The organism is Pseudomonas sp. LTR0 (genome assembly GCF_036630035.1).
Taxonomy (GTDB): Bacteria; Pseudomonadota; Gammaproteobacteria; order Pseudomonadales; family Pseudomonadaceae; genus Aquipseudomonas; species Aquipseudomonas putida_Y.
The window spans coordinates 1,607,671-1,632,450 of the sequence record NZ_CP123734.1; the positions used below are offsets into that span (position 1 = coordinate 1,607,671).

26 protein-coding genes are annotated in these 24,780 nt (G+C 62.9%); 23 read left to right on the forward strand and 3 right to left on the reverse strand.

Features of this window, described 5'->3' with window-relative positions:
• Window positions 1-5: 5 nt before the first annotated feature.
• The 8 genes from QCL51_RS07530 (at window position 6) to QCL51_RS07565 (ending at window position 7,826) form a co-directional block, all read left to right on the forward strand.
• Window positions 6-2,243, forward strand: coding sequence for a chemotaxis protein CheA (locus QCL51_RS07530; RefSeq protein ID WP_028698237.1), 2,238 nt, complete (start codon window positions 6-8; stop codon window positions 2,241-2,243).
• Window positions 2,244-2,289: 46 nt separating this feature from the next.
• Window positions 2,290-3,402, forward strand: coding sequence for a chemotaxis response regulator protein-glutamate methylesterase (locus QCL51_RS07535; RefSeq protein WP_028698236.1), 1,113 nt, complete (start codon window positions 2,290-2,292; stop codon window positions 3,400-3,402).
• On the forward strand, window positions 3,402-4,142 hold the full coding sequence (locus tag QCL51_RS07540; protein ID WP_003254399.1) for a flagellar motor protein: 741 nt from the start codon (window positions 3,402-3,404) through the stop codon (window positions 4,140-4,142). The genes QCL51_RS07535 and QCL51_RS07540 overlap by 1 nt, the downstream gene beginning before the upstream one ends.
• Before the next feature lie 3 nt (window positions 4,143-4,145).
• Window positions 4,146-5,003, forward strand: coding sequence for a flagellar motor protein MotD (gene motD, locus QCL51_RS07545; RefSeq protein ID WP_021785199.1), 858 nt, complete (start codon window positions 4,146-4,148; stop codon window positions 5,001-5,003).
• A 223-nt stretch (window positions 5,004-5,226) separates the two neighbouring features.
• On the forward strand, window positions 5,227-6,015 hold the full coding sequence (locus tag QCL51_RS07550) for a ParA family protein (RefSeq protein ID WP_021785200.1): 789 nt from the start codon (window positions 5,227-5,229) through the stop codon (window positions 6,013-6,015).
• A complete protein-coding gene (locus QCL51_RS07555; protein ID WP_021785201.1) occupies window positions 6,015-6,908 on the forward strand; it encodes a CheW domain-containing protein in 894 nt (297 codons plus the stop codon). The genes QCL51_RS07550 and QCL51_RS07555 overlap by 1 nt, the downstream gene beginning before the upstream one ends.
• 41 nt (window positions 6,909-6,949) lie before the next feature.
• Entirely contained in the window at window positions 6,950-7,429 is a 480-nt protein-coding gene (locus QCL51_RS07560) for a chemotaxis protein CheW (protein WP_003254393.1), read from the forward strand.
• Between the two features lies 1 nt (window position 7,430).
• Window positions 7,431-7,826, forward strand: coding sequence for a DUF2802 domain-containing protein (locus QCL51_RS07565; protein ID WP_021785202.1), 396 nt, complete (start codon window positions 7,431-7,433; stop codon window positions 7,824-7,826).
• A gap of 109 nt (window positions 7,827-7,935) precedes the next feature.
• Here QCL51_RS07565 and QCL51_RS07570 read toward each other — a convergent pair whose 3' ends face one another.
• From QCL51_RS07570 to QCL51_RS07580, 3 genes are all read right to left on the reverse strand, one after another.
• The gene (locus QCL51_RS07570) at window positions 7,936-10,647 is read right to left on the reverse strand and encodes a DUF6543 domain-containing protein (RefSeq protein WP_338444722.1); all 2,712 of its coding nucleotides are present in this window, start codon (window positions 10,645-10,647) and stop codon (window positions 7,936-7,938) included.
• Between the two features lie 67 nt (window positions 10,648-10,714).
• Complete coding sequence (locus tag QCL51_RS07575; RefSeq protein ID WP_101196516.1) at window positions 10,715-11,053, reverse strand: EscU/YscU/HrcU family type III secretion system export apparatus switch protein; 339 nt, start codon at window positions 11,051-11,053, stop codon at window positions 10,715-10,717.
• The gene (locus tag QCL51_RS07580) at window positions 11,050-12,606 is read right to left on the reverse strand and encodes a flagellar hook-length control protein FliK (RefSeq protein ID WP_338444723.1); all 1,557 of its coding nucleotides are present in this window, start codon (window positions 12,604-12,606) and stop codon (window positions 11,050-11,052) included. The genes QCL51_RS07575 and QCL51_RS07580 overlap by 4 nt, the downstream gene beginning before the upstream one ends.
• Before the next feature lie 267 nt (window positions 12,607-12,873).
• On the opposite strand from QCL51_RS07580, the gene ccmA reads away from it, so the two are divergent.
• The 15 genes from ccmA (at window position 12,874) to QCL51_RS07655 (ending at window position 24,745) form a co-directional block, all read left to right on the forward strand.
• Window positions 12,874-13,506, forward strand: a complete 633-nt coding sequence (gene ccmA / locus QCL51_RS07585) for a cytochrome c biogenesis heme-transporting ATPase CcmA (RefSeq protein WP_003254385.1) — start codon at window positions 12,874-12,876, stop codon at window positions 13,504-13,506.
• A complete protein-coding gene (gene ccmB / locus QCL51_RS07590; RefSeq protein ID WP_021785206.1) occupies window positions 13,494-14,171 on the forward strand; it encodes a heme exporter protein CcmB in 678 nt (225 codons plus the stop codon). The genes ccmA and ccmB overlap by 13 nt, the downstream gene beginning before the upstream one ends.
• A 46-nt stretch (window positions 14,172-14,217) precedes the next feature.
• Window positions 14,218-14,985, forward strand: coding sequence for a heme ABC transporter permease (locus QCL51_RS07595; RefSeq protein WP_021785207.1), 768 nt, complete (start codon window positions 14,218-14,220; stop codon window positions 14,983-14,985).
• Window positions 14,982-15,158 (forward strand): heme exporter protein CcmD, encoded by a 177-nt coding sequence (gene ccmD, locus QCL51_RS07600; protein ID WP_021785208.1) that lies wholly within the window; start codon window positions 14,982-14,984, stop codon window positions 15,156-15,158. Before QCL51_RS07595 ends, ccmD begins: the two co-directional genes overlap by 4 nt.
• Window positions 15,155-15,610, forward strand: coding sequence for a cytochrome c maturation protein CcmE (ccmE, locus tag QCL51_RS07605; RefSeq protein WP_021785209.1), 456 nt, complete (start codon window positions 15,155-15,157; stop codon window positions 15,608-15,610). The genes ccmD and ccmE overlap by 4 nt, the downstream gene beginning before the upstream one ends.
• 11 nt (window positions 15,611-15,621) lie before the next feature.
• Window positions 15,622-17,595, forward strand: a complete 1,974-nt coding sequence (locus tag QCL51_RS07610; RefSeq protein WP_189638497.1) for a heme lyase CcmF/NrfE family subunit — start codon at window positions 15,622-15,624, stop codon at window positions 17,593-17,595.
• Window positions 17,592-18,128 carry a DsbE family thiol:disulfide interchange protein gene (locus tag QCL51_RS07615; protein ID WP_103469881.1) on the forward strand — a complete coding sequence of 179 codons (537 nt, stop codon included), beginning with the start codon at window positions 17,592-17,594 and terminating at the stop codon, window positions 18,126-18,128. The genes QCL51_RS07610 and QCL51_RS07615 overlap by 4 nt, the downstream gene beginning before the upstream one ends.
• Entirely contained in the window at window positions 18,125-18,601 is a 477-nt protein-coding gene (locus QCL51_RS07620) for a cytochrome c-type biogenesis protein (RefSeq protein ID WP_021785211.1), read from the forward strand. The genes QCL51_RS07615 and QCL51_RS07620 overlap by 4 nt, the downstream gene beginning before the upstream one ends.
• Window positions 18,594-19,790: a c-type cytochrome biogenesis protein CcmI gene (gene ccmI, locus QCL51_RS07625; RefSeq protein ID WP_021785212.1), complete on the forward strand. Its 1,197-nt coding sequence runs from the start codon at window positions 18,594-18,596 to the stop codon at window positions 19,788-19,790. Before QCL51_RS07620 ends, ccmI begins: the two co-directional genes overlap by 8 nt.
• Window positions 19,791-19,802: 12 nt before the next feature.
• Window positions 19,803-20,219, forward strand: coding sequence for a hypothetical protein (locus QCL51_RS07630; protein WP_021785213.1), 417 nt, complete (start codon window positions 19,803-19,805; stop codon window positions 20,217-20,219).
• 911 nt (window positions 20,220-21,130) lie between these two features.
• Entirely contained in the window at window positions 21,131-22,069 is a 939-nt protein-coding gene (locus tag QCL51_RS07635) for a 2-hydroxyacid dehydrogenase (RefSeq protein WP_103462227.1), read from the forward strand.
• A gap of 50 nt (window positions 22,070-22,119) precedes the next feature.
• On the forward strand, window positions 22,120-22,908 hold the full coding sequence (locus tag QCL51_RS07640; protein ID WP_021782991.1) for a PhzF family phenazine biosynthesis protein: 789 nt from the start codon (window positions 22,120-22,122) through the stop codon (window positions 22,906-22,908).
• A gap of 67 nt (window positions 22,909-22,975) precedes the next feature.
• Window positions 22,976-23,383: a GFA family protein gene (locus tag QCL51_RS07645; protein ID WP_338444724.1), complete on the forward strand. Its 408-nt coding sequence runs from the start codon at window positions 22,976-22,978 to the stop codon at window positions 23,381-23,383.
• Between the two features lie 126 nt (window positions 23,384-23,509).
• The gene (locus tag QCL51_RS07650) at window positions 23,510-23,848 is read left to right on the forward strand and encodes an FKBP-type peptidyl-prolyl cis-trans isomerase (RefSeq protein WP_003254365.1); all 339 of its coding nucleotides are present in this window, start codon (window positions 23,510-23,512) and stop codon (window positions 23,846-23,848) included.
• A gap of 234 nt (window positions 23,849-24,082) precedes the next feature.
• The gene (locus QCL51_RS07655; protein ID WP_338444725.1) at window positions 24,083-24,745 is read left to right on the forward strand and encodes a histidine phosphatase family protein; all 663 of its coding nucleotides are present in this window, start codon (window positions 24,083-24,085) and stop codon (window positions 24,743-24,745) included.
• The last annotated feature ends 35 nt before the right edge of the window (window positions 24,746-24,780 follow it).

The following is a 24,780-nucleotide window of genomic DNA, read 5'->3' on the forward strand; positions in this document are numbered from 1 at the left end:
GTTTGATGAGCTTCGGCGCCGATGAAGAAATCCTCCAGGATTTCCTGGTAGAAGCCGGCGAAATTCTTGAGCAATTGTCCGAGCAACTGGTCGAGCTGGAAAGCCGACCTGACGATGCCGACCTGCTCAATGCGATCTTTCGCGGTTTCCACACTGTAAAAGGGGGCGCCGGCTTCCTTCAGCTGAACGAGCTGGTGGAGTGCTGCCATATCGCCGAGAACGTGTTCGACGTCCTGCGCAAAGGTGAGCGCCGGGTCGATGCGGAACTGATGGATGTGGTGCTCGAGGCACTGGATACAGTGAACAGCATGTTTGGCCAGGTGCGCGAGCGTTCCGAAGTGACGCCGGCCACCCCCGAGCTGCTGGCGGCGTTGGCGCGCCTGGCCGAACCTGGCGGAGCCGAAGCTGTTGCAGCGCCGGCACCGGTTGCCGACGTGGCGGTTGCGGCATCGGCCGATGCCGACGAGCAGCACCAGGACATCACTGACAGCGAGTTCGAGCAGTTGCTCGATTCGCTCGATGCGGTCAAGGCGCAAGCAGCGGCCGACGAGCAGATGCAGGGCGAGACCGTCAGCGGTGCTGGTGATGAAATCACCGACGCCGAGTTCGAGTCGCTGCTCGACCAGTTGCACGGCAAGGGCCAGTTCAGTGTCGAGGTTGCGGCGCCGCCGGTTGCCGTCAGCAGCGAAGCGACCAGTGATGAAATCACCGACGCCGAATTCGAATCGCTGCTCGACCAACTGCATGGCAAGGGCACCTTCCAGGTCGATGCCTTGCCAGCCACCCAGGCGCCAGCGCCTGCCGTGCCAGACAGCAGCGCAAACAGCGATGAAATCAGCGAGCACGAATTCGAAGCCCTGCTGGACCAGTTGCACGGCAAGGGCAAGTTCGGTGGCGATGTTGCCGCTGTAGAAGCCCCGGCTGCTGTCCAGGCGCAAGCGCCGGCTGCCGCCAAGGCCGAAAGCCAGCCGGTGGCCAAGCCAGCCGCCGCACCAGCGCCTTCGCCGGCCAGCAAACCTGCCGCGGCGCCTCGCGCGCCGGCCCCGGCCGCCGAAAAGCATGCTGCCAGCGAAGCAGAAACCACGGTGCGCGTCGATACCGCGCGCCTGGACGAGATCATGAACATGGTCGGCGAACTGGTGCTGGTGCGTAACCGCTTGGTGCGCCTGGGCCTGAACAGCGGCGATGAGGCCATGTCCAAGGCCGTGTCCAACCTCGACGTGGTCACCGCTGACCTGCAGACCGCGGTGATGAAAACCCGCATGCAGCCGATCAAGAAAGTCTTTGGCCGCTTCCCGCGCCTGGTCCGTGACCTGGCGCGCCAGCTGAAGAAAGAGATCAACCTGGAGCTGGTCGGCGAAGAGACCGACCTTGACAAGAACCTCGTAGAAGCCTTGGCCGACCCGTTGGTGCACTTGGTGCGCAATGCTGTCGACCACGGTATCGAGATGCCCGACGAGCGTGAAGCTTCTGGCAAGGCGCGTACCGGCCGCGTAGTACTGTCGGCCGAACAGGAAGGTGACCACATCCTGCTGTCGATCTCGGACGACGGCAAGGGCATGGACCCCAACATCCTGCGCGCCAAGGCGGTGGAAAAGGGCCTGATGGACAAGGACGCTGCCGAGCGCCTGAGCGAGTCGGACTGCTACAACCTGATCTTCGCCCCGGGCTTCTCGACCAAGACCGAGATTTCCGATGTGTCCGGGCGTGGCGTGGGCATGGACGTGGTGAAAACCAAGATCTCCCAGCTCAACGGCTCGATCAACATTTTCTCGGCCAAGGGCCAGGGCTCCAAGATCGTCATCAAGGTGCCGCTGACCCTGGCAATCATGCCCACCCTGATGGTGATGCTGGGCAACCAGGCGTTTGCCTTCCCGCTGGTCAACGTCAACGAGATCTTCCACCTCGACCTGTCGCGCACCAACGTGGTCGACGGGCAGGAAGTGGTGATCGTGCGCGACAAGGCGCTGCCACTGTTCTACCTCAAGCGCTGGCTGGTCCAGGGCCAGGTGCACGAAGAGCAGCACGAGGGCCACGTGGTGATTCTGTCGGTCGGCACCCAGCGCATCGGCTTTGTCGTCGACCAACTGGTTGGCCAGGAAGAAGTAGTCATCAAGCCGCTGGGCAAGATGCTGCAGGGCACCCCGGGCATGTCCGGGGCCACCATCACTGGCGACGGTCGCATCGCGTTGATTCTCGACGTCCCGAGCATGCTCAAGCGTTACGCCGCGCGGCGTATTTGATTTCGGTGGCGCGCCCTGGCGGGTTGCGCCGCCTAATGGAGTGTTTATGGCAGTCAAGGTCCTGGTGGTGGATGATTCTGGTTTCTTCCGCCGCCGTGTCTCGGAAATCCTCTCAGCGGATCCAACGATCCAGGTCGTGGGGACCGCGACCAACGGCAAGGAAGCAATCGACCAGGCGCTGGCGCTCAAGCCCGATGTGATCACCATGGACTACGAAATGCCCATGATGGATGGCATCACCGCAGTGCGGCACATCATGCAGCGCTGCCCGACGCCCGTGTTGATGTTCTCGTCGCTTACCCATGAAGGCGCCCGTGTCACCCTCGACGCGCTGGATGCCGGCGCCGTGGACTACCTGCCGAAAAACTTCGAGGACATCTCGCGCAACCCTGACAAGGTCAAGCAGCTGCTGTGCGAGAAGGTACACACCATTTCGCGCAGCAACCGCCGGATCGGCAGCTATGCCAGAACGGCGCCGGTCGCCGCGCCAGCGCCCGCCAGCACCTTCACCAGCCAGGCGCAGGCACGCCCGGCTGCGCCTGCCCGTGCAGCGGCCCCGACAGCGGCAGCCTCGCAGTCGCCGGCAACCAAGCGCAAACCCTACAAACTGGTGGCCATCGGTACCTCCACGGGGGGGCCGGTGGCACTGCAGCGGGTACTGACCCAACTGCCGGCCAATTTCCCGGCGCCGATCGTGTTGATCCAGCACATGCCGGCGGCCTTCACAAAAGCGTTTGCCGAACGCCTGGACAAGCTGTGCCGCATCAGCGTCAAGGAGGCCGAGGACGGCGACATGCTGCGCCCGGGCCTGGCCCTGCTGGCCCCCGGCGGCAAGCAGATGATGATCGATGGCCGTGGTACGGTGAAGATCCTGCCCGGCGACGAGCGCCTGAACTACAAACCCTGCGTGGACATCACCTTCGGTTCGGCGGCCAAGTCTTATGGTGACAAGGTATTGTCGGTAGTGCTTACCGGCATGGGCGCCGATGGCCGTGAAGGCGCGCGCCTGCTCAAGCAGGGTGGCAGCACGGTGTGGGCCCAGGATGAAGCCAGCTGCGTGATTTATGGCATGCCCATGGCCATCGTCAAGGCCAACCTGGCTGATGCCGTGTACAGCCTGGACGAAATTGGCAAGCACCTGGTGGAGGCGTGCGTCTGATGGACGTCCTCAGCCTGATCGGTTTGATCCTGGCTTTCGTTGCCATCGTCGGTGGCAACTTTCTTGAAGGCGGTCATGTCGGTGCTCTGGTCAATGGCCCGGCGGCTCTGATCGTGCTGGGTGGTACCCTGGCGGCGGCGTTGTTGCAGTCGCCGCTGTCGTCGTTCAAGCGCGCCTTGCAGATTTTACGTTGGATCCTGTTTCCACCGCGGGTCGACCTGGCGGGCGGTATCGACCGCGTGGTGAACTGGAGCCTGACCGCTCGCAAAGAAGGCTTGCTGGGCCTGGAAGGGGTAGCTGACAGCGAGCCCGACCCGTATGCGCGCAAGGGCCTGCAACTGCTGGTGGACGGCGCAGAGCCGGAAGCCATCCGCAGCATCCTCGAGGTCGACTTCCTTACCCAGGAAGGCCGTGACATCCAGGCAGCCAAGGTATTCGAAAGCATGGGCGGCTATGCGCCGACCATCGGCATCATCGGTGCGGTCATGGGCCTTATCCACGTGATGGGCAATCTGGCCGACCCGTCGCAACTGGGCAATGGCATTGCCGTGGCCTTTGTCGCCACCATTTACGGTGTGGCCAGTGCCAACCTTGTGCTATTGCCGGTTGCCAGCAAGCTCAAGGCCATCGTCATGCGCCAGTCGCGCTACCGCGAAATGCTGCTCGAAGGCCTGCTGTCGATTGCCGAAGGTGAAAACCCGCGCTCGATCGAGCTGAAGCTGCAAGGCTTCATGGAGTAACCCATGCGTCGCCGTCGTCATACCGAGGAACACGAAAACCACGAGCGCTGGCTGGTGTCGTACGCCGACTTCATCACGTTGCTGTTCGCCTTTTTCGTCGTGATGTATTCGATTTCCTCGATCAACGAGGGCAAGTACAAAGTTATTTCCCAGGCCTTGCTCGGGGTATTCAACGACCCCGAGCGCAGCATGAAGCCGATCCCGATTGGCGATGAGCAGCCGCTGAGCGTGCGCCCGGCCGAACCGCTGGTCAAAGACAGCGAGCAGACCGAAGCGGGCCTGGCGGCGACCAATGCCGACCCGTTGAAAACCATCAGCAATGACGTGCGCGATGCCTTTGGCGACCTGATCAAAAGCGACCAGATGACTGTGCGCGGCAACGAACTGTGGATCGAGATCGAGCTCAATTCGTCGCTGCTGTTTGGCAGTGGTGATGCGATGCCCAGTGACAAGGCATTTGCGATCATCGAGAAGGTGGCCAACATCCTCAAGCCGTTCGCCAACCCGGTGCACGTCGAAGGCTTCACCGACAACCTGCCGATCCGCACCGCGCAGTACCCCACCAACTGGGAGTTGTCCTCGGCGCGCGCGGCCAGCATCGTGCGCCTGCTGGCCATGGAGGGTGTCAACCCGGCACGCATGGCCTCGGTGGGTTACGGCGAGTACCAGCCGGTGGCCAGCAACGATACCGCCGAAGGGCGCGCACGCAACCGTCGGGTTGTGCTGGTGATTTCCCGTAACCTGGAAGTGCGCCGCAGCCTGACAGGCTCGGGCAGTGCCAATGCCACACCGGATGCCGCGTTACGCCGGGCTGGCACACAAAGTGCACCAGCAACGCCAGCAACGGTGGTGGGGCAGTGATTCGTCAATTCCCCGTCGCTGATATGAACACGATTTTGAATGTGCCGCCGTACCCTGTGGGAGCGGGCGTGCCCGCGAAGCCAGCGACTCGGTGAATGGCACCGGCTGCGCCGGTGTTCGCGGTCCTGCACGCTCACACTGAGGGGCGTGCAAGCTTTGAAGTTTTGCGCATGACAGTTGTATCTACAGTGTCCCTGCCAAATCAATAGATAGAGTTTGCTTGATGAGAGTCTGGGCAGTAGCCAATCAAAAAGGTGGCGTCGGCAAGACCACCACTACCATTGCCCTGGCCGGCCTGCTGGCCGAGGCCGGCAAGCGCGTGGTCGTCGTCGACCTCGACCCGCACGGCTCGATGACCAGCTACTTCGGGCACAACCCGGATGCCTTGGAGCACAGCTGCTACGACCTGTTCCTGCACAAGGGTGCGGTGCCCGAAGGTTTGCCCGGGCAATTGCTGCTGCCCACCAGCGATGAGCGCATTTCGCTGTTGCCGTCGAGTACCGCGCTGGCGGTGCTGGAGCGCCAGTCACCAGGACAGAATGGCCTGGGTCTGGTAATCGCCAAGAGTCTGGCGCAGCTGTGGCAGGATTTCGACTATGCCCTGATCGACAGCCCACCCTTGCTGGGGGTGCTGATGGTCAATGCCCTGGCCGCCAGCCAGCAGCTGGTGATCCCGGTGCAAACCGAATTCCTTGCGGTGAAGGGCCTGGAGCGCATGGTTGGCACCTTGGCGATGGTCAACCGCTCGCGCAAGCAGGCGCTGCCGTACCAGATCGTGCCGACCCTGTTCGACCGTCGTACCCAGGCGTCGCTGGGCACCCTCAAGCTGCTGCGTGATGCCTATGGGCAGCATGTATGGCAGGGCTACATCCCGGTGGATACGCGCTTGCGCGATGCCAGTCGCAAGGGCGTCACGCCCTCGCAGTTCGACAGCAAGAGCCGCGGGTTGATCGCCTACAGGGCGCTGCTCAAGCACCTGCTCACCTACAAGAACGCAGTGCAGGTGGCCTGATGACTCAAACTCGGCAAACCAGCACCCGGCCCCAGATGGCCCTGCAATCGTACCTGGACGGCTTGCTGCAGGAGGCCACCGAGGCCGAAGACCTGAGCGAGCCGCCAGCAGTGACGGATGAATTCGCCGAGGCGGTGCGTGAGGAGCAGGCACGCGATGCCCGGCAATCGGCCCGGCCTGAGCCCGCCGTGGCTGCCGCCAGCCTGGCCCCGCGGCCGTTCGCCGAGCCCCGGCTGGCGGTACTGCCGAGCCTGATGCCGGTGGAAGCCCCGGTGGTGACGGTGGTCGAGCAGGAGATCGTGGCCGAAGCCAGCATTCCGGTACTGGTCGAAGAGCAAACCGTGGAACCGGCTGTGCCGCTGGTCGATGTGCATCTGCCGGCGCCCAACCTGCCCGTACCGCCGGCCACTGTCGACGGTCGTCCGGCATGGGCGGCCGAGCCATTCGAATGCCTGCTGTTCGACGTTGCCGGCTTGACCCTGGCGGTGCCGTTGGTGTGCCTGGGCTCGATCTACACCCTGGCTGGCCAGGAGCTGACGCCACTGTTCGGGCAGCCCGACTGGTTCCTCGGCATCCTGACCTGCCAGGCTGGCAACCTGAAGGTGCTGGACACTGCGCGTTGGGTAATGCCTGACCGCTACCGCGATGATTTTCGCCAGGGCCTGCAATACGTGATTTCGGTGCAGGGCTACGAATGGGGGCTGGCGGTGCATCAGGTCAGCCGCTCGCTGCGCCTGGACCCGTCGGAGATCAAGTGGCGCAGCCAGCGTGGCCAGCGCCCGTGGCTGGCCGGCACGGTAATCGAACACATGTGTGCACTGCTCGACGTCGCCGCACTGGCCGAGCTGATCGCCAGCGGCGCGGTCAAGCAGATGCACGCGAAACAGAAATGACACAGAACATACCGCCAACGGCGGATTTTGAGGGTAGGGGAATGAAAAAGTCGTCTGCACAAGGTTCCGAAGATCCGATCCTGCAGTGGGTTACCTTCCGTCTGGACAACGAGTCCTACGGCATCAATGTGATGCAGGTGCAGGAAGTACTGCGCTACACCGAGATCGCCCCGGTGCCGGGTGCGCCGAGCTACGTGCTGGGCATCATCAACTTGCGCGGTAACGTGGTGACGGTGATCGACACGCGTCAGCGTTTTGGCCTGATGCCGACCGAAGTGACCGACAACACCCGTATCGTCATCATCGAAGCCGACAAGCAAGTGGTCGGCATTCTGGTCGACAGCGTGGCCGAAGTGGTTTACCTGCGCCAGTCCGAAATCGAGACCGCGCCGAACGTGGGTAACGAAGAGTCGGCCAAGTTCATTCAGGGCGTGTGCAACAAGAATGGCGAGCTGCTGATCCTGGTCGAACTGGACAAGATGATGACCGAGGAAGAGTGGTCCGAGCTGGAGAACATCTGAGTTGATCCTGCAGGTTGCTGTCATCTTCCTGGCACTGGCATGGGCGCTGAGCCTGTGGTTTTTCCTCAACTACAGCAAGCGCCAGCGCGAGCTGGCTGCGCAGCAGGCGGAGGGCGATGCGCTGCGTGACCAGCGTATCAAGGACTTGGCCAAGCGTCTGGATGACTACCAGAACGTTACCGTACGTATGGGTGAGGCCATCCATGAGCTGCGTGAGGCGGTGGCCACCCTGCCAGACCGGCTGGAGCGCCTGGAACAGCGCGACCCGAGCAACGTTACCTTTAGCCAGGCGGCCAAGCTGGTGGGGATGGGGGCGAGTATCGATGAGTTGACCCAGAGCTGCGGCCTGACCCAGGCCGAGGCGGAGTTGATGAGCAAGGTTTACCGGGCTCCTTGACTGGGGCTGGCAGGTAGCCTCGGCAGCAGGTTCGTCGCCTGGGAAACCGAGCGTCGCCCACGCGCCGCTCGATCTGAAGGTGCCGCCGTGCCCGTTCAGTACCCGCTGTTCAGTTGCGAACCCAGGAATGGTTGCCGCCGACGCCGGCGAATCGGTTCAGGGGCAGCAGTTGCTTCAGGGCTGTATTGGCTTGCGAAGGGTTGATGAATGGATAGCTGTTGACGCGTGGCATGGTGTGCAGGTTTATGATCTGGCGCAGGGTCCGCAACCCGGGTAGATGGCGATCGACCACTTCGGTGAGCAGCGCCGGCCCGGTGAGGTAGCTGAGCGTATTGGCATAGCGGTAGAAACCGCTCGGGTCCTGTTCCAGGCTCGGCCGGCTATCGTAGAAGTCTGCATGGGTCTGGTAACGTGCGAGCATTTCATCGGAGATCGCATCCAGCAGCGGGTTGTCGGGGTGGCTACCAATGAGGCTGGTGTTGTACAGGCAATTCATGCTCATTTTCTCGTTGGACATTGGCGGTGGCAGCAGCAGCCCATCGGGTGGGGTGCGCAGTTCGACCTGATCGATCGTTTCGCCCTTGCCGTCCGGCAGCAGGAAATCGTCTACGTCCATGTATAGCCCACCCTCATGGTGCAGCATTCGGTAGCGCAGCACATCCGTCGCCGACGCGTAATTGGTGGCGATGCCACCGTTGCCATCCAGTGCTGCATCGTACTGTGCGTAATAGCGGCTTTGGCGGAAGGCCCGGAAGAAACCTTGCTCTTCAAGCGGCAATACCCGCAGCCCTGGCGCCCGGGCTGCCAACAGGCTTGCGTTTTGTTCGTAGGCGGTAGGCGAAGCCTTCGACAAAAACAGGCGCATGCTGTATTCACTGTCGCTCAGGCGCGCGGCGTTGGAGGCAATGTTGGCCAGCAATGGCTCGCTAATGACTTTGTCGCCGACCCAGAGGCTGGAGATAAGTTTGGGGATGGGGGCGCTGTCCGGGGCCGGTGTTGGGATGGTTACTGGCAGTGGCAGGTCCACACCCAACGCGCGCAAGGTGCGGGTGCGCATGGCGTCGGTGACAGGGCGCTGCCTGTCGAGCGCCACAAGGTCACGGCTGCCAGGTACCGCGATGTAGGCTTGCGGCTCGACCTCGTTGACGGATTCCTTGATGATGAATGCGTCGTGCTCCAGGTCATAGACCACGCGTGCATTGTAGGTTTCGATGCTGCATTCCAGGTCGTCCAGTTCGCCATCGTAGTGCGGCAAGCGTATCACCGCGCCGGCAACAGCCGGGTCACCTTCGTCAAGTGGTGTAATCGGCTGGTGGTTGTGGAAGTACTCTGCGCCTTCTGGCTCGGGAAGCCGTGGTGGACTGGTCGGGCTCAACGGATAGCCGAGTTGCCCGTTGACCTCGCGCGGCATGACAAAACCATCGCTTTTGAACTCGAACAGGGCCTTGATGCCTGCGCTGCCCTCCGTTGCCAGCGGTACGGCGTTGAACAGCCCCCAGGCGATGTCGCCAACCCTATCCTGTTTGGCTTTCAGGCTGTGGCCATTGATCACCTGATCCAGGCCCAGGCCCAACTGGGCAATACCTCCGAGCGCCAGCAGTGGCGCCAGCCCCGGCACCACCAGGCACAGTGGCGCCAGCAGGTTGAGCGTGTTGGTGAGGTAGCCTCGCCATCTGGCTTTGGTAACCTGGCTATCGGTGGTGATGACAAAATCGGCATCGTCGTAGCTGCGCTGGCGCTGGCGCTCGGTCAAGGCTGCGAACATATCCCCGGTCAGTTTGGGGTTGTATTTGCCAGGTTTGTAATTCACGTAGGTTCTGGGAGGCCAGACGCCATCATCGTTGAAATAACCGTGTTCCGGCGGCAGGCGGTGCCGGTCCGGGTAGTCGCCAAGGCCCTCTAGCGCGGTGTCCAGGCCGCTGAAATCAAGGCCCTGAGGGCGGTCGGCGAGCCTGAAGTGTTGTTTGAGTGCTTCGCGTCGGGCGGGGTCCTTGCACTGCTCGCCTACCCAGTCCTTGAGCAGGTTCTCGCTGGCGAATTCGAGCAAGGGCGAGCTGTTGCCTGGCATGTACAGCAGGGTCAGATCGCTGTGGGGGGCATTGATGTACAGCAGGTCGGTGGCCGCATAGCCATAGATGCTCAGCGTGCTGACCCGTATCTTGAAGCGCTGCGGCATCATGCCGGCGGCTTGCCATGCCAGCTCCCTGGCGGCATCGCTCAGGCGCCCCTGGCTGACCTGGGCGTTGCAGGCGGCGATGAAATTGAGCTTGCTGGCCAGGCGGTGACTGTCCTGGTGCTCCTGCCAGTAAGCGTCGAGCATGGCTTTGAACGGCTGGTGAAAGTCCAGCGCTTCGATGAACCGCTGGAAGGCTTCAGCCGGAACCTGAATGTGGGTCGAGGCATCGTAACGGGCAGGGGACGATCGCTGGAACAGGCCGTTGTACACTTCGAAGGCTGCGCCCTGATGGCCAAAGCCCAGCGCTGGCAGGCGATCGACCAGCCTCAATGGCCCTTGGGGGAAGGTGCCTGCCCAAGGGTTGGCGAACAACGCCCCGATGAGGTTGTTATCGGACTCCCCTTGCCAGTTGCCCAGCAGCGCCTGGGTCATGCTCTGGGTCTGCTGGACCGCTGCCACATACCCTTGGTCATCCGGCCGGTAGTGCAGGGTGACCACCTCGACGCGATCGGGGTCGATATCCACACCTTGCCCGGCAAGCCACTGTCGGATCAAGCGATTCGCTTCGCGGTCCGGGCGTGGGATGTTGGCCAGATGGTCTACTACGAATTGCACACCTTGGGCGTTGATTCTGCTGTCGATCATGACGGTCACCTTGTACGTGGGAGGCCGACAAGGTTGGGCGCATGGTGGGAGAGGGGGTGGTAGATAGTTACCGGCCAGTGCCGGGCAGCAGGGGCAATGGCGGGGTGATATCGTGCTCTTCCGGAGGCGCATCGTCGAAACCGGCGGGTACCTTGCCGCGCAGTTGCCAGGCGAAGGCGATGATCTCGGCAATGGTCAGGTACAGCGCCTCGGGTATTTGATCGCCCAGCTCCAGCCGTGCCAGCAGGCGTACCAGCTCGGCGTTTTCGTAGATCGGCACTTCGTGTTCGCGGGCGAGTGCAAGAATGGCCTCGGCCAGTTCCTCGTCGCCCTTGGCGGTGAGGGTCGGTGCCTGATGGCCGTCGTAGTTCAGCGCTATGGCTTGGCGTGGCGTCGTGTCGCTCATGCGGTTTCATCCACCCAGCGTTGTTCCATACGTGTGCGTGGCCCCTGCGGCGGAATGCCCGGGTAGCACTCCAGGTCGCCGACTTCCAGGCCCCGGGCCAGCAGGCGCTCGCGCAGCTCGCCAAGCTGGGTTTCGATCAACCGCGCGGTCTGCTCGCGCTCCGCCCATAACTGCCCGCTCAGGCGGCCCTCGCTCAGTTGCGCCTGTACTTGCATGGGGCCGAGCGGGGACAGGTCGAAGGCCAGCTCGATGCGCCACAGGGCTTGCCGAGGGTCTTGGGCTTTGTATTGGCGGTCGGCTTGTTGTTCCGGGGATTCTTCGCGTTGCAGTTTGACTTGCAGTGGGATGAAGTCCTGGCCGTGACGGATCGGCACTTCGGTTTGCCAGGTGGTCTGCAGGTTGCCGTTTTCCAGCGTGCCGGTTTGTTGCAGGCTGCTCATGGCGTGGCTCTGCAAGCGTGAAACGGCAGCAGCAGCCAGGCGCAGCAACTGTTGCAGGTCGCCCTCGTCCTCCAGGGCCTTTAGCAGTCGCGACGGTAACGGGAAAGCTCCCGGCTGCGGCTTGGGGCTGACCCGCTCGAGCATGCCCAGTGCGCTGCGCGCCAGTGCCGGCATGGTCACGGCCAGGCTGGCGGGGTTGAGATTGGTGGCGCCCGCCGCAAGGGCGGGAGCCTGGTCCATCAGCCGCAACAAATGCGCCTTGAGGTCGGTGGCGACGCTGGCGGTGGATCCACTCAGCAGCTTCGCCTCGAGAAAGCCGCCGCTGTTGTTCAGGGCCTGGGCCACTGCCTTGGCGTCGCCCAGTTGTCGGGCGTCCGGCAAGCCGGCCAGCAGGCGTTCGGCACTGGCGCGCAGGTCGCCATCGACGCCTGGGTCGCGGGTGAGTTGTTGCAGGGCGTTGAGCAGGCCTGGCAGCGAAGCTTGGCGGTTTTGTTGGGTCAGCAGCTGTTGGGCAATGCTGAGTTGGTCCTGCCTGCCGCTGAGCGGCACGAAGCGCAATGACTGATCGCCCTGCACCAGGGCGCTGAGCAGGCTGCCAATGGCCAGCGGGCGCGGGCTGTCGATGCTCAGTGTGGCACCGGCCTGGGCGCTGTTGAGCAAGCTGACCAGCGCCCGGTACACGGCCGGTTGGCCGGGTGCCTGGGCCAGCGGCTGGTTGGTCAGGACCTTGCCTTGCAGCAAGGTGCCGACCGGCACCTTGCTGGTGTCCAGCTGGGTGAGGGTGGACACCTGGCTGGCGCTTGCCTGTTGCAACATGATCGCAAGGCGATTGCTTTCGGTCTGGCTGACGGTGATCTGGCTGCCTTGGGGCAGCGGCTGGCTGGCATTGGCCTGTAGCTGGGTCTGTACACCGTTGGCCTGCATCAGCCGTAGCACCAGCTGAAAGTCCTGGCCCGTCTGGCGCAACGATACAACCTCGGCTTGCGCGGTTTCGCCGGGGGCCAGCAGACCGGGCTGCGCCTGGGTCAGGCGCAGCAGTTCGCCGGTCATGCCTGCCTTCATGGTTTGGCTGCTGATCGCGTTTTGTGCGCCGAGACTATTGATTTCAGTCATGATTGTATACAACCTGTCGAGCCCGGCCTCTTGGCAGCGCGGCGGCGCGTGTAATAATGCCGAGCGCCCGTGGTTGCCAGTATAACGGCAGCGCGCGGGGCGACTTGAGACACAAGGGTTCTGGAGCGGTGTTTGCTGCTTCGCGGGTGAACCCGCTCCTACAGGGTTTTGTGCAGTATCCGAATACTGCGCCGAACCTGTAGGAGCGGGTTTACCCGCGAAACAGGCGACGCTGCTCCAAAGCCCTACTGAAGATAAGGCGAAACCGTGACCCTTCACCTCCAAGCCGCGGGCCTGGCCTGCGAGCGCGACTGGCGCCTGCTGTTCGAGCAGCTCGATTTCGAGCTGGGCGCCGGCGACATGCTGCAGATCAGTGGCCCAAACGGCAGTGGCAAGACCAGCCTGTTGCGCCTGCTGGCCGGGCTGATGCAGCCGACGGCCGGGCAGATTCTGCTGGGTGGCAAGCCACTGGCCGAGCAGCGACATGCATTGGCCAGTGCCCTGTTGTGGATTGGCCACGCCGCCGGCATCAAGGACTTGCTCACCGCCGAGGAAAACCTCACTTGGCTGTGCGCCCTGCACCAGCCGGCTAGCCGCGAGGCGATCTGGGCGGCGCTGGAGGCAGTCGGCCTGCGCGGTTTCGAAGACGTCCCCTGCCATACCCTGTCAGCCGGTCAGCAGCGCCGCGTGGCCTTGGCCCGGCTGCACCTGGCTTGCCCGCCCCTCTGGATTCTCGACGAGCCGTTCACCGCGCTCGACAAGCAGGGCGTGGCGCAGCTCGAAGCGCACCTGGCAGCCCACTGCGAGCAGGGCGGCACGGTGGTGCTGACGACTCACCACACACTGGAACGCAAGCCCTCCGGTTACCGTGAACTGAACCTGGGGCAATGGGCTGCATGAGCGTATTCATTTTGTTGCTGCGCCGCGAAGCGCGCCTGCTGTGCCGTCGCCCGGCCGAACTGGCCAACCCGTTGGTGTTCTTCGCCATCGTCGTGGCCATGTTCCCGCTGGCGGTCGGCCCGGAAAGCCAATTGTTGCAAACCTTGTCGCCCGGCCTGGTCTGGGTGGCAGCGTTGCTGGCAGTGTTGTTGTCGCTGGACGGCCTGTTCCGCAGCGATTTCGAAGACGGCTCGCTGGAGCAATGGGTGCTGTCGCCGCACCCACTGGCGCTGCTGGTGCTGGCCAAGGTGCTGGCGCACTGGATCTTTTCCGGGCTGGCGCTGGTATTGTTGGCGCCACTGCTGGCACTGATGCTGGGGCTGCCAAGCCATTGCCTGCCGGTGCTGCTCGGTTCGTTGCTGCTGGGTACGCCGGTATTGAGCTTGCTGGGTGCGGTGGGCGCGGCGCTGACAGTCGGCCTTAAACGCGGAGGTTTGTTACTGGCGTTGCTGATTCTGCCGTTGTATATCCCTGTATTGATCCTGGGCAGTGGTGCGTTGCAGGCGGCGTTGCAAAATATGCCGGCAACCGGCCATCTGCTCTGGCTCGCCAGCTTGACGGCCCTGGCCGTTACCCTGGCACCCTTTGCGATAGCGGCCGGCCTGAAGATCAGCGTCGGCGAATAACGAGTCCCGGGCTCTCAAGCCCGGCAAATACCCTGGATGTACCCTGATGAAAATAAGCTGGACGTGGTTCCACAAGCTGGGCTCCCCGAAATGGTTCTATGCCATCAGTGGCCGCATGCTGCCGTGGCTGGCCGGTGCTGCCGTGCTCCTGCTGCTGGTCGGTATCACCTGGGGCCTGGCCTTTGCCCCCCAGGACTACCAGCAAGGCAACAGCTTCCGCATCATCTATATCCATGTGCCAGCGGCGATGCTGGCGCAGTCCTGCTATGTGCTGCTGGCGGTGGCCGGGGTGGTGGGGCTGGTGTGGAAGATGAAACTGGCCGACGTCGCCCTGCAATGTGCCGCGCCCATTGGCGCCTGGATGACCGCCGTGGCGCTGGTTACCGGCGCCATCTGGGGCAAGCCGACCTGGGGCAGCTGGTGGGTATGGGATGCCCGCCTTACGTCCATGCTCATCCTGCTGTTCCTGTACTTCGGCATTATTGCGCTGGGCCAGGCAATCAGTAATCGTGACAGTGCGGCCAAGGCCTGTGCGGTGCTTGCGATTGTCGGCGTGGTGAATATCCCGATCATCAAGTATTCGGTGGAGTGGTGGAACACCCTGCACCAGGGCGCCACCTTCACACTTACCGAAAAGCCGGCGATGCCGGCCGAAATGTGGCTGCCGCTGTTGTGCACGGCGCTGGGTTTCTACTGCTTTTTCGGTGCGGTGCTGTTGCTGCGTATGCGCCTTGAAGTGCTCAAGCGCGAAGCACGTGCCAGTTGGGTCAGGGACGAAGTATTGAACAGCCTGGGGCGGAGGCCCGCACAATGAGCTTTGCCACTTTCGGTGACTTTCTCGCCATGGGCCACCATGGGCTGTACGTGTGGTCGGCCTATGGCATCTGCCTGGTGGTGCTGGCACTGAATGTCGCCTCGCCATTGCTGGCTCGTCGTCGCTATCTGCAAGAAGAGGCGCGCCGTTTGCGCCGGGAGAACAACCAGTGAATCCGCAGCGCAAGAAACGCCTGTTGCTCATCGTCGGCCTGTTGGTCGGCGTCGGGGTTGCCGTCGGCTTTGCCTTGAGCGCATTGCAGCAGAACATCAACCTGTTCTATACACCAACCCAGATCGCCAACGGCGAAGCGCCGTTGGACACGCGCATTCGCGCTGGCGGCATGGTCGAGAAAGGCTCGGTACAGCGCTCGGCCGACTCGCTGGACGTGCGTTTCGTGGTTACCGACTTCAACAAGTCGGTACCCATCACCTACCGCGGCATCCTCCCCGATCTGTTCCGTGAAGGGCAGGGCATCGTCGCCCTTGGCAAGCTCAATGCCGAAGGGGTGGTGGTAGCCGATGAAGTGCTGGCCAAGCATGATGAGAAATACATGCCGCCCGAGGTCACCAAGGCGTTGAAGGAAAGCGGCCAGGCCGCTGCCGGCGCAGAGGCCAAGCCATGAACGCAGCGCTGATAATCCCCGAACTTGGCCAGTTGGCGATGATTCTGGCCATCTGCTTTGCCGTCGTGCAGGCCAGTGTGCCGCTGCTGGGCGCGTGGCGTGGCGACAGCCTGTGGATGAGCCTGGCGCGGCCGGCAGCCTGGGGGCAGTTTGCCTTCCTGGTGTTTGCCTTTGCCTGCCTGACCCATGCCTTCATGACAGACAATTTCTCGGTCGCCTATGTGGCCAGCAACTCCAACAGCGCCTTGCCCTGGTACTACAAGTTCAGTGCGGTGTGGGGCGCCCATGAGGGTTCGTTGCTGCTTTGGGCGCTGATCCTCGGCGGCTGGACCTTTGCCGTGTCGGTGTTCTCGCGGCAGTTGCCGCAGGTGATGCTGGCCCGCGTACTGGCGGTAATGGGCATGATCAGCGTGGGCTTCCTGAGCTTCCTGATCATTACTTCCAACCCGTTCCAGCGCCTGCTGCCGCAGGTGCCGACCGATGGTCGCGACCTCAACCCGCTGTTGCAGGACTTTGGCCTGATCGTGCATCCGCCGATGCTGTACATGGGCTACGTGGGCTTCTCGGTGGCCTTCGCCTTCGCCATCGCCGCCTTGCTTGGCGGCCGGCTGGACGCGGCCTGGGCGCGCTGGTCGCGGCCGTGGACCATCGTTGCATGGGCGTTCCTTGGTGTCGGTATCACCTTGGGTTCGTGGTGGGCCTACTACGAACTGGGCTGGGGTGGCTGGTGGTTCTGGGACCCGGTGGAAAACGCCTCGTTCATGCCTTGGCTGGTGGGCACCGCATTGATCCATTCGTTGGCGGTGACCGAGAAACGCGGGGTGTTCAAGAGCTGGACCGTGCTGCTGGCAATTGCCGCATTCTCGCTGAGCCTGCTGGGTACCTTCCTGGTGCGTTCCGGCGTGCTGACCTCGGTGCATGCGTTTGCCGCCGACCCGTCACGCGGCATTTTCATCCTGTTTTTCCTGCTGTTCGTGGTCGGCGGGTCGCTCACGCTGTTCGCCCTGCGCGCACCGGTGGTCAAGAGCCAGGTCGGTTTCGCCCTGTGGTCCCGTGAAACGCTGCTCCTGGCCAATAACCTGGTGCTGGTGGTGGCGGCTTCGATGATTCTGCTCGGTACCCTGTACCCGCTGGTGCTCGATGCCCTGACCGGTGCCAAGCTGTCGGTCGGCCCGCCCTACTTCGACGCCTTGTTCCTGCCACTGATGGCGCTGCTGATGGTGGTGATGAGCGTGGGCGTGGTGGTGCGCTGGAAGGACACCCCGGGCAAATGGCTGGCCAGCATGATGACCCCGGTGTTGATCGGCAGTGCCATCCTTGCCCCGGTTGCCGGCTTTATTGTCGACGACTTCGATTGGCCGACACTGACGGCCTTCGCCCTGGCTGCCTGGGTAGTACTTGGGGGGCTGCGTGACATTTTCGACAAGACCCGCCACAAGGGCCTGGTCAAAGGCCTGCCGGGCCTGGGGCGCAGCTACTGGGGCATGCAACTGGCGCACCTGGGCCTGGCGGTGTGCGCGCTGGGCGTGGTGCTGTCCAGCAACAACAGCGCCGAACGCGACCTGCGCATGGCGCCGGGCGAAAGCGTGGAACTGGGTGGCTACCACTTCCTGTTCCAGGGCGCCAAGCACTTCGAGGGGCCGAATTTCATCTCTGACAAGGGCACCGTCGTGGTCAGCCGCGAGGGTCGTGAAGTGACCACACTGCACCCGGAGAAGCGCCTGTACACCGTGCAACAGTCGATGATGACCGAAGCGGGCATCGACGCCGGCTTTACCCGAGACCTGTACGTTGCGCTTGGTGAGCCACTGGAGAATGGCGCCTGGGCTGTGCGCGTACATATTAAGCCTTACGTCCGCTGGATCTGGCTGGGCGGTCTGTTGACCGGCCTGGGCGGGTTGCTGGCGGCCCTCGACCGGCGCTACCGCGTCAAGGTCAAGACCCGGGTGCGTGATGTCCTGGGCGTGTCTGGAGCAGCTGCATGAAGCGTTGGATCATGGTAGTGCCCCTTGCAGTGTTCCTGCTGGTGGTGGTGTTCCTCTACAAGGGGCTTTTCCTCAAGCCCGACGAGCTGCCTTCGGCAATGATCGGTAAACCGTTCCCGGCGTTTTCCCTGGCTTCGACACAGGGGGACCGTACCCTGACTCAGGCTGATTTGCAGGGCCGCCCGGCACTGGTCAACGTGTGGGCCACCTGGTGTCCGTCGTGCAAGGTCGAGCACCCGTACCTGAACCAGCTGGCACAGCAGGGTGTGGTGATCCATGGCGTCAACTACAAGGATGACAACGCCGCCGCGCAGAAGTGGTTGGCCGAGTTCCACAACCCCTACCAGCTGGATATTCGTGACGAACAGGGCAGCCTGGGCCTGGACCTTGGGGTGTATGGGGCGCCGGAAACCTTCCTTATAGACGCCAAGGGCATCATCCGCTACAAGCACGTGGGCATCGTTGATGCCACGGTCTGGCGTGAACAGCTGGCGCCGTTGTACCAGGGCCTGATCGACGAGGCCAAGCCATGAAGCGCTGGCTGGCAGCTGCAGTGCTGGGCATGAGCCTGGCCGGTGTGGCCAAGGCGGCTATCGACACCTACCAGTTTCGCGACGAGGCCGAGCGCGAGCGTTACCAACAGTTGACCAAGGAACTGCGCTGCCCCAAGTGCCAGAACCAGGATATTGCCGACTCCAACGCGCCGATTGCTGCCGACCTGCGCCGGGAGATCTTCCGCATGCTCGGCGAAGGCCAGAGCAACCAGCAGATCATCGACTTCATGGTCGACCGCTACGGCGACTTCGTGCGTTACAAGCCGGCGCTCAGCGCGCGTACCTGGCTGCTGTGGTTTGGCCCGGGGATCTTGCTGGTCGGTGGCTTCGTGGTGCTGGCGGTGATCGTTCGCCGGCGCCGTGGCACGGCCGCGCAAGGCGCCGATGAGTTGTCTGCCGAAGAACGCGAGCGTCTCGCCAAACTGCTGGAAAAAGAACAGACCCATGATTGAATTCTGGCTTAGCGCGGGCCTGCTGCTGCTCGCTGCCCTCAGCTTTTTGCTGCTCCCGATCCTGCGTGGCCGCCGTCGCCAGCAGGAAGAAGACCGCACGGCCCTGAACGTGGCCCTTTACCAGGAACGCATCGCTGAACTGGCGACCCAGCAAGCCGCCGGTGTGCTCGATGAGGCGCAGATGGCCAAGGGCCGGGACGAGGCTGCCCGCGAGTTGCTGGCCGATACCGAAGGCGCCGAGGCCCCGCGCCAGGGGCATTTGGGCAAGGCCCTGCCGCTGCTGGCGGCAATGCTGGTACCGCTGATGGCGCTGGGGCTGTACCTGCATTTTGGCGCGGCCGACAAGGTGGCGCTGACCCAGGAATTTGCCGAGGCACCCAAGTCGATGGAAGAAATGACCACGCGCCTTGAGCGCGTGGTGCAGGCCCAGCCGGATTCGGCCGAGGCCATGTATTTCCTCGGCCGGGCCTACATGGCCGAGCAGCGTCCGGCCGATGCCGCGCGTACGTTCGAACGGGCCGTGGCCCTGGCTGGGCGCCAGCCCGAGCTGCTGGGGCAGTGGGCCCAGGCCCTGTACTTTGCCGCCAACAAGCAGTGGAGCCCGCAATTGCAGGCGCTGACTGACGAAGCGCTGAAGGCGGACCCCAACGAGGTGACCAGCCTGGGCCTGCGCGGTATTGCTGCGTTTGAAGGCGAGCGTTATCAGGAAGCCATCGACTACTGGAAGCGCTTGCTGGCGCAGTTGCCAGAAGGTGATACATCGCGTGCTGCCCTGCAGGGCGGTATCGACCGCGCCGCCGAGCGCCTGGGTGGCGCGCCAGCGCAGGCTACCGAACCTGCACCTGTGGCGGCTCGCCTGAAAGTGCGTGTGGAGCTGGCGGATGCTTTGAAGGACAAGGTCAAGCCGGACGACACGGTGTTTATCTTCGCTCGCGCCAGCAATGGCCCGCCGATGCCACTGGCGGCCAAGCGGGTGACCGTGGCGCAGTTGCCGATCGAGGTAGAGTTGTCTGATGCTGATGCGATGATGCCGCAGATGAAACTGTCGCAATTTGCCGAAGTCCAACTGGTTGCACGTGTTTCACGCGCGGGTCAGCCTACCCAGGGTGAATGGATTGGCCGGGGTGCTCCGTTGCCTAGCGCCACCCGGGCTACCCAGCGCCTGACCATCGACACTCCAGACCAGTAAGAGAGCAATGCCATGCATAGCACCGTCCGCCTGACCCTGATTACCCTGGCCTTGGGTTTGTCTGCGTGTACGGTGCACGAGCCGTACGAGCAGCCCGCGCCACCTATCGAGCGTGTGCCGCCGTCGGGGCCGGTGGTCAAGCCCTTGCCGGGCGGGCAGCCTTCCACTCAGCCGAGCAAGCCGGCAGCGATACCCAAGCCCATGCCACGTACCTCGGCCAGCTTTGCGCCACCGCCTGGTGGGGCAAGCCACTGGGATCCCAGGCTGGGTGTATATGTGTTGGAGAAGCAGCCCAATACCTTCTACCGGCAGCGTACCTACTATCGATTCGATAACGGCTGGAGCTGGTCGTTGAGCCCGAATGGGCCTTGGCAGGAGACTGACAGCAGCGGTGTACCAGGTGGGTTAGGGCGCGCGTTCGCACAGTAACGCTGTTTCTGTATTTACTTCTGCTTATGCTTCTGCTTTTGATTTTGCTTGTAAGCGCGCGATAGTTCAGGCGACGCAGATTGCGACTTCAGGAGGCCGAGCGCAGGGCTTGCGAAGGGAGGTGACGGGCATGGATGCCCGTCAAGCGCTGGGCCCCAGGATGGGGCCTGCAGCGCGGTCCTCCCGGGAGCAAGCCCGGAGCGAGGGAACCCCGGAGCGTAGCGCAGGGGCCGGATGATAGGAGCCAGCGTTTTTTGGTTACTTTTTGTCGCGTTTGACAAAAAGTGACCCGCCGTAAGGGCGGAAAGGTGACTATGCGCCACCTGCGTGAATGAATACCTACTCGATGTGGATGCCCACATCCAAGAAGCAAGAAGCAAGAAGCAAGAAGCAAGAAGCAAGAAGCAAGAAGCAAGAAGCAAGAAGCGAACTCGTCTGTTTCGACTCAGCGAACAGTCCATTCGCGATGGCGACGCTGACTCACCTTTTCGCCCTTACGGCGAGTCACTTTTTGTCAAACGCGACAAAAAGTAACCAAAAAACGCTGCGCTCCCATCATCCGGCCACTGCGCTGCGCTCCGGGGTCCCCTCACTCCGGCCTTGCTCCCGGCAGGACCGCGCCGAAGGCCCCATCCTGGGGCCTCAGCGCTTGACGGGCATCCATGCCCGTCACCTGCCTCCGCAAGGCCTGCGTTCGGCCTCCTGAAGTCGCGAAGATCAAGATCAAGATCAAGATCAACAGCAACAGCAACAGCAACAGCAACAGCAACAGCAACAGCAACAGCAACAGCAACAGCAACAGCAACGCAGCAACGCAGCAACAGCACAGTACAGTTTTGCCTTGTTATTTCCATTGACTGTACCGGTCGGTGACTCCGCATAATGACGCCTCGAATTTACCCGGAGGTGGCATGCGCAAGACAGTCCTGGTACTGGTGGAAACCGTCGACGATTACCTGCCCATGCTGGAGCAGGCCGGTTACCACCTGATCCGTGCCCCTTCGCCGCAACTGCGCGCCGATGCCATTCATCGCCACGCCGAAGAAATCGATGCGGTGCTCACCCGTGGTCCGCTGGGGCTATCCGCCGCCGAAATTGACGCATTACCCAGATTACAGATCATCTGCGTGATCGGCGCCGGCTACGAGCAGGTCGACCTGGCCGCCGCCGACGCCCGCGGCATAACCGTCACCAATGGCGCCGGGGCCAATGCCGCAGCCGTCGCCGACCACACCCTGGCCCTGCTGCTGGCGCTGCTGCGCGACATCCCCCGTGCCGATGCCAGCACGCGGCGCGGTGAATGGAACCGGGTGATCAGCCCCTCGGTGAGTGGCAAACGCCTGGGCATTCTCGGCCTTGGCGCAGTGGGCCTGGCAATCGCCAAGCGGGCTCACTTGGGCTTCGACATGCGCGTCAGCTACCATAGCCGCACACCACGCCAGGGTGTGCCTTATACCTGGTACGACAGCCCCCGACAGTTGGCTGAAACCGTCGACATCCTGGTGGTGGCCACCCCCGGAGGTGCCAACACCCGGCATCTGGTCGATGCCCAAGTCCTTCAGGCTCTGGGGGCTGAGGGCTATCTGGTGAACATCGCCCGTGCCAGTGTGGTCGACACGCAAGCCCTGATTGACGCATTGCAGCGTGGCCAGCTGGCTGGCGCCGCGCTGGATGTATTCGATGACGAGCCGGCAGTGCCCGATGCACTCAAGGCCTTGCCCAACACCGTGCTCACACCCCACGTGGCTGGCCAATCTCCAGAAGCCGCGCGCGACACGGTGGCCTTGGTGCTGCGCAACCTGCAGGCGTTCTTTGCCGGTGAGCCAGTTTTGACCCCGGTACGCCCGTAACCTTTTCCAGATATCTGCCCGGCAGCGCCCGGGCAACAAGGAGTGTGTGCATGCAACTCGAAATATTCCAGGTCGATGCCTTTTCCACTGAACCGTTCGGTGGCAACCCTGCCGCAGTGATCCCGCTGGAAAGCTGGCTGCCGGACGATGTGCTGCAGCGCATTGCCGAAGAAAACAACCTGTCAGAAACAGCCTACTTCGTGCGCAACGGCGAAACGTTCGACTTGCGTTGGTTCACCCCCGCCGTGGAAGTCGACCTGTGCGGCCACGCTACTTTGGCTTCGGCCTATGTGTTGTTCGAGCAACTAGGGGAGCAGGCGCAAGTGCTGCGCTTCAACACCCGCAGTGGCGAGTTGCGCGTCAGCCGTGGCACTGATGGCCTGCTGGCCATGGACTTCCCGGCCAAGCAACCCGTAGCGGTGGACATGCCGGCGGGCCTGCTGCAGGCGCTGGGCTTGAGCCAGGCACAGGTGGTGTACCGTAGCGACGATTATGTGGTGGTGATCGACGACGCCTTGCTGCTCGATACGTTGAAACCAGACTTTGTTGCACTGTCGGCCTTCGACGTCCGTGGCATTGCCGTGACCGCGGCAGGGCGTGGCTTTGACTTCGTCACCCGCTGGTTCGGCCCGCGGGTTGGTGTGAATGAGGACCCGGTAACCGGCTCGGCGCACACTTCGCTGGCGCCGGTATGGGCCCAGAAGCTAGGCAAGAAGGTGCTGAGCTGCGAGCAGGGCGGGGCACGCAAAGGGCAATTGCAGTGTGAAGTGCCGGGCAATGGCCGCGTAATCATCAGTGGGCGGGCGGCGTTGTACCTGCGGGGCACTGTGTACATCTAGCATGGCGTGCGATGCGCTGCGGGGGTTCTATAATTGCTGGCCCATCTTTCCGTTCAAGGAGCCACCCATGGCCCTGGAAAAACACGGCACCTGCCTGTGCGGCGACACGCGGCTGACGGTCACCGTCGACAACACCCATATCAGCGCTTGTCATTGCAGCATGTGCCGCAAGTGGACCGGCGGCCCGCTGCTGGTGGTGCACTGCAGCAAGCCTCCGCTGATCGAAGGGCGTGCGCCCAGCGTCTACGACTCATCCGACTGGGCCCAGCGTGCTTTCTGTGGCCGCTGTGGTACGCACCTGTACTACCGGCTCAAGGCCAACGACTTCCATGCCGTGCCGGTCGGCCTGCTCGATGGCGACCACGCCTGGGATTTCGACCTGCAGATTTTCGTCGAAGAGAAACCCGCGTGGTACTGCTTCGCCAACCAGACCAAGGAGCTGTCCGGCCAAGAGGTGTTCGAGCAGAACAGCTGATTCAACGTCATGTCTGTACGGGGGTATTCCGTTGGCGAATGCCTCCATACAATTCTGCGTGAACTTGCCAAACCGGTGCATTCCTGAGAAAAGGGCGGTTTTGTTTTTCAGCGTTGGAGTGTACCCGTGAGCCAAGAACTGCAGATCATCGACCTGGTCGAGGGTGACGGCAAAGCCGCCGTCAAAGGCGCCCTGATCACCACTCAGTACACCGGCTGGCTGGCCGATGGCAGCGAGTTCGACTCGTCATGGTCGCGCGGTAAGCCGTTCCAGTGCGTGATCGGCACTGGCAGGGTAATCAAAGGCTGGGACCAAGGCCTGATGGGCATGCGCGTTGGCGGCAAGCGCAAGCTGCTGGTACCGGCGCACCTGGGCTATGGCGAACGCAGCGTAGGGGCGATCCCGCCAAATTCGGACCTGACCTTCGAGATCGAACTGCTGGAAGTGCTCACGCGGGATGATTGAGTGGGCACGTTGCAACCCGAGGTTCTTGCACCTTACACAATTGCGCAACACCCAGCCCCTAATCTAGGCCTTGCCTAGGGAACGGCATCCACCTCCAGGGAGGAACCAAACGGGTTCGGGGCACTCTGACCCTGACGCGTTGCCAGGGATGGCATTCACTACACGGGCGCCCTGCAATTGGCCGGGTGATGTGGCGGGTAAACCCGATTTTCTCTGCCACACGAGCCTGCCTTGATGAAGTTGCCAACATTCTTCCGCCGTCGCCGTCACTTGCTGCTGAGTCTGTTGCTCACAGCCATCGCCGTACCGTTGGCGCTGGAGGCTGTCGAAAGCCGGGCACGACCGGTGGATGGCACCCAGACCCTGGTGTTTCTGCGTCATGGCGAGAAGCCGGGCGAGGGGCTCGGGCAGTTGAACTGCCAGGGCCTCAACCGTGCGCTGGACCTGGCCAGTGTACTGCCCGAGCGCTTCGGCAAGGCCGACTACGTGTTTGCCGCCAACCCCACACGGCATGTCGAGGAAGGCAGCCGGGACGAAAGCTACAGCTACATCCGCCCATTGATGACCATCACCCCCAGTGCCATCCGCCTCGGCTTGCCGGTGAATATCGACTACGGCGCCAACGACACTGCTGAACTGGCCGATGAGTTGCTGAGCGACAAGTACCGCAATGCGACCATCTACACTGCCTGGTCCCACGGCTACCTGCCGGAACTGATCAACACCGTGGCCGGCAAGGCCCTGGGGGAGGAGCGGGTGGTCACCGAGGACTGGAGCGGCGAAGACTTCGACACGCTCTATGTACTGACCCTGACCTGGCAAAATGGCAAAGCCAGCCTGCTGAGCCGTAATGTGCGCCAGGGCCTGAATGACGGTGCGCATAGCTGCCCGACCTGATCCGCTGGTACTGTTTGGCAAGGAAGCTGGAACAG

Bases quoted from the DNA above. Each gene is read 5' to 3' on its own strand.
- QCL51_RS07530 (WP_028698237.1), top strand. From the start codon at position 6: ATGAGCTTCGGCGCCGATGAAGAAATCCTCCAGGATTTCCTGGTAGAA.
- QCL51_RS07535 (WP_028698236.1), top strand. From the start codon at position 2,290: ATGGCAGTCAAGGTCCTGGTGGTGGATGATTCTGGTTTCTTCCGCCGC.
- QCL51_RS07540 (WP_003254399.1), top strand. From the start codon at position 3,402: ATGGACGTCCTCAGCCTGATCGGTTTGATCCTGGCTTTCGTTGCCATC.
- motD (WP_021785199.1), top strand. From the start codon at position 4,146: ATGCGTCGCCGTCGTCATACCGAGGAACACGAAAACCACGAGCGCTGG.
- QCL51_RS07550 (WP_021785200.1), top strand. From the start codon at position 5,227: ATGAGAGTCTGGGCAGTAGCCAATCAAAAAGGTGGCGTCGGCAAGACC.
- QCL51_RS07555 (WP_021785201.1), top strand. From the start codon at position 6,015: ATGACTCAAACTCGGCAAACCAGCACCCGGCCCCAGATGGCCCTGCAA.
- QCL51_RS07560 (WP_003254393.1), top strand. From the start codon at position 6,950: ATGAAAAAGTCGTCTGCACAAGGTTCCGAAGATCCGATCCTGCAGTGG.
- QCL51_RS07570 (WP_338444722.1), bottom strand. From the start codon at position 10,647: ATGATCGACAGCAGAATCAACGCCCAAGGTGTGCAATTCGTAGTAGAC.
- QCL51_RS07575 (WP_101196516.1), bottom strand. From the start codon at position 11,053: ATGAGCGACACGACGCCACGCCAAGCCATAGCGCTGAACTACGACGGC.
- QCL51_RS07580 (WP_338444723.1), bottom strand. From the start codon at position 12,606: ATGACTGAAATCAATAGTCTCGGCGCACAAAACGCGATCAGCAGCCAA.
- ccmB (WP_021785206.1), top strand. From the start codon at position 13,494: ATGGGCTGCATGAGCGTATTCATTTTGTTGCTGCGCCGCGAAGCGCGC.
- QCL51_RS07595 (WP_021785207.1), top strand. From the start codon at position 14,218: ATGAAAATAAGCTGGACGTGGTTCCACAAGCTGGGCTCCCCGAAATGG.
- ccmD (WP_021785208.1), top strand. From the start codon at position 14,982: ATGAGCTTTGCCACTTTCGGTGACTTTCTCGCCATGGGCCACCATGGG.
- QCL51_RS07615 (WP_103469881.1), top strand. From the start codon at position 17,592: ATGAAGCGTTGGATCATGGTAGTGCCCCTTGCAGTGTTCCTGCTGGTG.
- QCL51_RS07620 (WP_021785211.1), top strand. From the start codon at position 18,125: ATGAAGCGCTGGCTGGCAGCTGCAGTGCTGGGCATGAGCCTGGCCGGT.
- ccmI (WP_021785212.1), top strand. From the start codon at position 18,594: ATGATTGAATTCTGGCTTAGCGCGGGCCTGCTGCTGCTCGCTGCCCTC.
- QCL51_RS07630 (WP_021785213.1), top strand. From the start codon at position 19,803: ATGCATAGCACCGTCCGCCTGACCCTGATTACCCTGGCCTTGGGTTTG.
- QCL51_RS07635 (WP_103462227.1), top strand. From the start codon at position 21,131: ATGCGCAAGACAGTCCTGGTACTGGTGGAAACCGTCGACGATTACCTG.
- QCL51_RS07640 (WP_021782991.1), top strand. From the start codon at position 22,120: ATGCAACTCGAAATATTCCAGGTCGATGCCTTTTCCACTGAACCGTTC.
- QCL51_RS07645 (WP_338444724.1), top strand. From the start codon at position 22,976: ATGGCCCTGGAAAAACACGGCACCTGCCTGTGCGGCGACACGCGGCTG.
- QCL51_RS07655 (WP_338444725.1), top strand. From the start codon at position 24,083: ATGAAGTTGCCAACATTCTTCCGCCGTCGCCGTCACTTGCTGCTGAGT.